Source organism: Bacillus sp. GMa5/1 (assembly GCF_050172015.1).
Taxonomy (GTDB): Bacteria; Bacillota; Bacilli; order Bacillales; family Bacillaceae_G; genus Bacillus_A; species Bacillus_A cereus.
Map to the genome: position 1 here is coordinate 1 of NZ_JBNLYC010000209.1, position 6,296 is coordinate 6,296.

Here is a 6,296-nt window from a genome sequence, read left to right on the forward strand (position 1 = left end):
CATCTTTTCTACAAAAATAAAAAAGCAGACATTTCGTCTGCTTTAATTCTCCTCAATTTGCTTTTCACTTAATCCTAGATGTGTTCTAAGAGTATTACTTAAACTTTGTAGATCTTTTTTATTAGGATTATAATAATATACACGTTGCCCGTTTGGGCCATTAGGTAAGTATAAATCATCACCAGCTAATTGTATTTTTTCAACTGAACCGTTTAAACCGTATTTATAAAAAGATAAAATATCATCCATTACTAAATTTGTTTTAAAATCGCCATCAACCGCCTCAACTATTTTTTCTAGCTTCGTAATCGATCCTACACTTTTTAATTTACTTAAAATCGCTTCAATAACAAGTTGTTGGCGCTGTCCTCTCATTGCATCACTATCAATATGGCGCGTTCTTGCTAGTGCAAGTGCTTCTTCCCCATTTAATTTTTGTAATCCTTTTTTCAAATGAATCGCATCAGGTTCATCTTTACTATTTTGCTCCGTAAATTCAACTGGGACATCCACTTCAATACCATCTAACCCATCAACAATTTTAGTAAAGGAACCAAAATTAAATTTCACAAAATAATCAACAGGCACCTGTAACAATTTTTCTACCGCTTCCACAGAAGCTTGCGGTCCTCCATCTTTACCATTTTTAACGAAACCACTTCCATATGCATGGGTTATTTTATCTTTTTTCTTTTCAACTGGAACATATGTATATGTATCACGCGGTATGCTTGTTAATTTCACTGTTTTATCGTCTTTATTAAAAGTCGCTAACAATAATGCATCTGTATGAAATGCACCATTATATTCCTTTTGTCGTTCTTGATTTTCATCAATTCCCATAATTAAAAGTGAAACATGATTTGCAATTGGCTTTACAGATTTCTCACGTAAATTGGATTTTTCACCTCGTGCTAAATTCAATTTAGATTTTTGTACAAGACTAGAAGTTTTCATATATACATAGGCTCCATAGCCAATTCCACCAAATAGTAATACCGCCAGTAGTAAACTTATTATCTTTTTCTTTTTATATTTTTGCTTATTTTTCTCTTCTCTTAAAGATGAATGATTCCCCATTTACTCTCCTCCTGTTTCTATTGATCCAATATGTTTTTCATTTTTTCATATTTAGCGCTATCCTTTTGAAACATACTTTCTTTCAATCCCTTATCTATTTGTATCCATTCAGTCGTAACTGAATATTGAATCAAGCCTTCTTGAAAACTAAGAAATTTCAACATAATCCCTGTATTTTTCTCCACAACCATTTCGAATTTCCCTCTTAAATCTTCAGAGGTGCTAACTGGCATCTCTATGTTTATAACTCCTTCAATTTTGTAACAATCTAATCCAAGATATTTCGTTTCTTTATAATTCCAATCTTTATATCGAATTAATAAATCTGCGAATTCTGATTGAATACTATATTTAGCTAGCCCTACATATTCATCATCATATCTCTTTTTCTCATCTGATTTTCTCACTAACCTTTCCGTAGGATTTAATTTTAATAGTTCATTGTTTCTTTCTTTCGGGTTCCATTTTGTCTCTTTATAGGTATACTTCTCATCATCAAACTCTTTTTTCTTGCCCTCGTTATATATAATTGTTCGTTTTTTGGCTAGTTTATCTTCTTTCGAAGAGATACCTCTTTGTTTCTCCGTATCAATCGCATACTTATATGTTGTAGCAATTCTTGATGAGCTAGAATATTCCTCAAATTGTCCTGAAATATTTTTAAAATAATCAATAGAATCTAGCATTTTTTGATGAATCTTTTCTTTATCTGGATAATGTACATTCGATTTTATTTCTTCTTCATTTTCATAATCAGAAAACGCTTTTTTCTTTACATATTCAAATACTCCACCATTTTGCGCAAAACTTTGTATAGAAAACTCAGACATAGATACCACTGAAAGTATACAAACCGCTGCACTAATTATCATCATATGAATTTTGTAACTCTTCTTTTTTACCTTAAGATTATGTAGCGTACCATTAATCTTTTCATTTAACTCTGGAGGTACTATAACATTTTCATCTTTTATTCTCTTTTTTAATTTCTCATCAAATAATTTTTCATTATCCATCCTTTACACCCCCTATTCCATCTTTAATCGTTTTTGTAGTTGTTCCCTCGCGCGTGATAATCTTGATTTCACTGTTCCTTTCGGTATTTCTAATAGCTTTGCTATACTCTCTTGATTCATATCTTCATAATAATAAAGCACCGTAACAGCTCTTAATTCTTCATGTAACGATTGAATCGCATTACACAAATCTATATCTTCATACTGATCACACGCACTCATATTGTAATCATTCTCTTCTGTCACAATTACATTTTTATACGCTCTAATAATATTGTTACACTCATTTATTAGTATTCGAATTAACCAAGTTTGAAAAAATTCTTCTTTTTTTAATTTTTTTATATTTTCATAGGCTTTTAAAATTGTTGTCTGTATCGCATCCTCTATATTTGTCTCATCACGTAACATCGCCTTTGCTATTCGATACATCTTCACTTTTTCTGTATGTATAAGCGCTATAAAGGCTTCATGATCACCTTTTTTCGCTAAAGAAACATCCGTTTCTTCTTTTATAACCATTTTATATAAAGGGATTACTTTCACAATCGCTCCTCCTGCTTCATCCTCACTTCATCACTTCCAATTTAACTTTACATGTATTAGACGTATGAACCTAGAAAAAGGTTCACTTTTTTGAATATTTTTGTAATTAAAAAGATAAATATCCTTTATAAGGATGCAATAAACATATTAGTTTAAATTTACAAATAAAAAAAGCCCACTTTCTCAGTGGACTTTCTACTCTATAACGGTAAATCCCTCTTCCTAAATACTACAATCGCTACGATAAAAATACAAAGCGCTACAGCAGTTAAACCTATGCTTACCGGCCATATATTATATGATCCTTCAGCAATTTCTTTCGGACGAAACAGCGTGAATAATGATAGGTTTTTCATCCATTCTAACTTATCACTTAACTTCCCTACCATATCCAATAAGAAAAATAAGATAGTTAAACTCGCTGAATAACTTAGTGCTTTTCTTTCGTCATTACATATACAAGAAAAGAAAAATGAATACGCACTAACGACTAAAAATATGAGCCCTCCGACTACATTTATCTTCAAAAATAACTCTTTATTTAAGTTATTATCTTGTAAAAACCATTCTGCACCTACTAACCCAGCTACATACGTAACAGATACAATAATCAGAAGTCCCAATATGAGAACAGCAGCTTGTGTAATCGCAATTTGCACTCTAGATACAGGCGTTGCTAACATGTATGCCATTGCTCCTTTATCTACATGACGAGCAATTAAATGTGTCGCAACTGTTACGCAAAAAATTGTTAAAATGATAATAAACAATAAACTATAGTATTCGCCCGCTAGAAAATCCATTACGTTTTGAATCGGACTTTCCATACCAACGATTTTTTTCACACTATCAGGCATGGCACCTATTAATTCATTTAGCCCTTTCGCTGATACCATTGACGGGAATATCCAAATTAATAACCACAGATATAAAGCTGCACCAGACGCATAGCTCAAAATACTTTTTTGTGTTTCTTTCAAACTAGCTAAAAATAATTGCTTATTCATGCGTTATCCCTTCTTTCTTATCGTAATAATGCATAAATAAATGTTCTAAATCCATCGCTCTCGTTTGAAGTGCCGTTACATTGTAGTTTGAAAGTGTTTGTAAAACAGTTTGATAGTTTCCTTGTACAATGATAGATGCCTCTCTGCCTTTTACCGCTTCAAATTGCAAATTACACTTTGTAAGAGACTCAATCTCTTCTTGTGATGATACTGTTACATCTATCACCTGTCTTCTCATACTTTGTAAATCGTGAATATTTTCAACCGTTACGAGTCGACCATCTTTAATAATAGCTACTCTGTCACAAGTTCTCTCAATTTCAGTGAAAATATGCGAAGACATAAGAATTGTTTTTCCTCTTTGCTTTTCCTCTAATATTAAATCTATAAACACTTGCTGCATAAGTGGATCAAGTCCAGATGTTGGCTCATCTAAAATTAACACCTCTGGATCGTGCATAAATGCAGCAACTATCCCTACTTTTTGCTTCATTCCTTTAGACATTTTGCGAATCTGTGTTTTCACATCAAATTGCAGACGCTCTATTAGTTCATCTCGTCTTTTTGTATCCTTTAATCCACGCATTCCTTGCATTAATTTTAAAAACTCTAATCCGTTCATTCCTTCAATAAAAGAAATTTCACCCGGTAGATAACCAACTTCCCTTTGAATTTTCGCTGCTTCATTCCAACAATCTAATCCAAAAATTGTCGCTTTACCAGCTGTCGGTTTTATAAATCCCATTAAATTACGAATCGTCGTTGATTTTCCAGCACCATTTGGGCCTAAATAACCAAATACTTCTCCCTTTTTTACATCAAATGTAATATGAAACAAACCTTTTCCATTCGAAAACTGTTTTGTGACATCTTGAACTGAAATCATAATTCCACCTCATTTTTTGAAATATTTAATATGTGATATTTCAAAATTATTGTACTCCTCATCTTCCATATTCGCAACAACTTTTTGAAATATTTATTAGTTCATATTTCGAAATTATTGTTTTCCATTATTTTTTCTTGTATATTTTAAGTGAGGTGATTGCATTGAACGGCTTTGAAAGAGTAAAAGAAAAGAAAAAACGTGCCATTAAAGAAGCAGCATTCATATTATTTTCAGAACGTGGATTTAATGAAGTGAAAATAGAACATATCGCAAAAGAAGCCAACGTTTCTCAAGTTACAATTTATAATCATTTCGGAAGTAAAGATGCGTTATTTAGGGAGCTTATACAAGAATTTATCATATCTGAATTTCAATATTATAAAGATCTTGCAGAAGAAAAATTACCTTTTCATGATATGATGCAAAAAATGATTGTAAGAAAAATGAATACTGGCGGGTTATTTCAACCTGATATGTTACTACAAATGATGCAAAGGGACGAAGAACTCCGTAAGTTTATTTATAGTTATCAAAATGAAAAAATCCTACCCTGGTATTTAGAAATATTAGAACGAGCTCAGCGCAAAAACGAAATTAATCCACACCTTACTAAAGAAATGATGTTACTTTACATTCAAATGTTTACAAAATTAGGTGATGAATTTGGAGCACAACTTCTTGAAGGAGATCGGGAAAAACATATAAAAGATATCGTTACGATGTTCTTCTATGGTCTTTCTGTTCCACAAAAGTAATTTTTCTAAAGAACAAATAAAATCACCAAAAAGCCCTTTGGATATTTAAATCGCAAGGGCTTTTTCATATCAAAAAATGACTAAAACTAACTTTATCTTAAAGAAGTTAAATGCTGCTTTATAGATAACACCTTATTATAGATTAACTCTTTTAGCATAACAGGCTGAATTGAAATAATCGTTTCACCGAAATTCATAAAATAACTTGAAATAAAATCAAATTCTTGCTTGTTAAAATAGCCTGTTATAATGTAATTTTCATTTTCCTTTTGCATCCTCATGGAAGGATAATTCTCTTTATCAAAAATGTCCTTTCCTTTTTGATTAACAATGACGCTAAAATCAATTGCATCAGGCTTTCTGTGAAAGGTAGTAAGATAACTTAATAATTCTTCAAGATTTTTCGGATTAATATTGCTCGTTTCCACAATAGAAAGAATTTTATCACATCTAATTATTTGAACATTATTTGTCTCAAAATTAAAGATTTTAGCATACCACTGGCCAAATTTAGATTCTACTCGAATAAATTGGGCAACCAACGCTTGCTCCTCACCTTTTTTTAAATATGTTAAATGATACACTCGCTCAGCAAAAATTCCCTGTAAAATTTCTTTTAAGAACGGACTAAAATTACTATGATTTGTTACTTCAAAGGAAAGCGTTCGTTCCATAATTGAAATATTTTTACTCACATTATCAGGTAATACATGTTTAAATTTATTTTCAAGCGCAATACTTTCTACATTAAATGGTTTTGTCTTGTATCCATTTAGCGTAAGAATTGAAAAGTATAACGCATACATTTCATCCACACTAAAATAAATTGGCGATAACACACTATTTTCTATAATTTTATAACTTCCATTTCTACCTAATTCAGAATATATGGGTACACCTATTTCTTCCAATGATTGAATATCTCGCAACGCGGTACTTTTAGAAATATCATATCTAGCCATTAAATCTTTTAAATTAAAATATCTTTTATTATTTAAGAAAA

7 protein-coding genes are annotated in these 6,296 nt (G+C 31.2%); 1 reads left to right on the forward strand and 6 read right to left on the reverse strand.

Going from position 1 to position 6,296, the window contains the following annotated elements:
- Positions 1–42: 42 nt before the first annotated feature.
- The 5 genes from ACQGSG_RS25470 to ACQGSG_RS25490 form a co-directional block, all read right to left on the reverse strand.
- Complete coding sequence (locus ACQGSG_RS25470) at positions 43–1,080, reverse strand: LCP family protein (RefSeq protein WP_098926254.1); 1,038 nt, start codon at positions 1,078–1,080, stop codon at positions 43–45.
- 17 nt (positions 1,081–1,097) lie between these two features.
- A complete protein-coding gene (locus tag ACQGSG_RS25475; protein ID WP_098926253.1) occupies positions 1,098–2,096 on the reverse strand; it encodes an anti-sigma factor in 999 nt (332 codons plus the stop codon).
- 12 nt (positions 2,097–2,108) lie between these two features.
- A complete protein-coding gene (locus ACQGSG_RS25480) occupies positions 2,109–2,642 on the reverse strand; it encodes an RNA polymerase sigma factor (RefSeq protein WP_016111142.1) in 534 nt (177 codons plus the stop codon).
- 200 nt (positions 2,643–2,842) lie between these two features.
- The gene (locus tag ACQGSG_RS25485; RefSeq protein ID WP_001041438.1) at positions 2,843–3,649 is read right to left on the reverse strand and encodes an ABC transporter permease subunit; all 807 of its coding nucleotides are present in this window, start codon (positions 3,647–3,649) and stop codon (positions 2,843–2,845) included.
- A complete protein-coding gene (locus ACQGSG_RS25490) occupies positions 3,642–4,535 on the reverse strand; it encodes an ABC transporter ATP-binding protein (protein ID WP_000626582.1) in 894 nt (297 codons plus the stop codon). Before ACQGSG_RS25490 ends, ACQGSG_RS25485 begins: the two co-directional genes overlap by 8 nt.
- Positions 4,536–4,690: 155 nt before the next feature.
- On the opposite strand from ACQGSG_RS25490, the gene ACQGSG_RS25495 reads away from it, so the two are divergent.
- Complete coding sequence (locus ACQGSG_RS25495) at positions 4,691–5,293, forward strand: TetR/AcrR family transcriptional regulator (protein ID WP_325842479.1); 603 nt, start codon at positions 4,691–4,693, stop codon at positions 5,291–5,293.
- A 92-nt stretch (positions 5,294–5,385) separates the two neighbouring features.
- On the opposite strand, the gene ACQGSG_RS25500 is transcribed toward ACQGSG_RS25495, so the two are convergent.
- The coding region (locus ACQGSG_RS25500) for a helix-turn-helix transcriptional regulator (protein ID WP_426948302.1) at positions 5,386–6,296 on the reverse strand (911 nt) is incomplete at its 5' end.

What these genes read in the sequence shown, in the direction of transcription:
- ACQGSG_RS25470 (WP_098926254.1), bottom strand. Translation starts at nt 1,080, where the DNA reads ATGGGGAATCATTCATCTTTAAGAGAAGAGAAAAATAAGCAAAAATAT.
- ACQGSG_RS25475 (WP_098926253.1), bottom strand. Translation starts at nt 2,096, where the DNA reads ATGGATAATGAAAAATTATTTGATGAGAAATTAAAAAAGAGAATAAAA.
- ACQGSG_RS25485 (WP_001041438.1), bottom strand. Translation starts at nt 3,649, where the DNA reads ATGAATAAGCAATTATTTTTAGCTAGTTTGAAAGAAACACAAAAAAGT.
- ACQGSG_RS25490 (WP_000626582.1), bottom strand. Translation starts at nt 4,535, where the DNA reads ATGATTTCAGTTCAAGATGTCACAAAACAGTTTTCGAATGGAAAAGGT.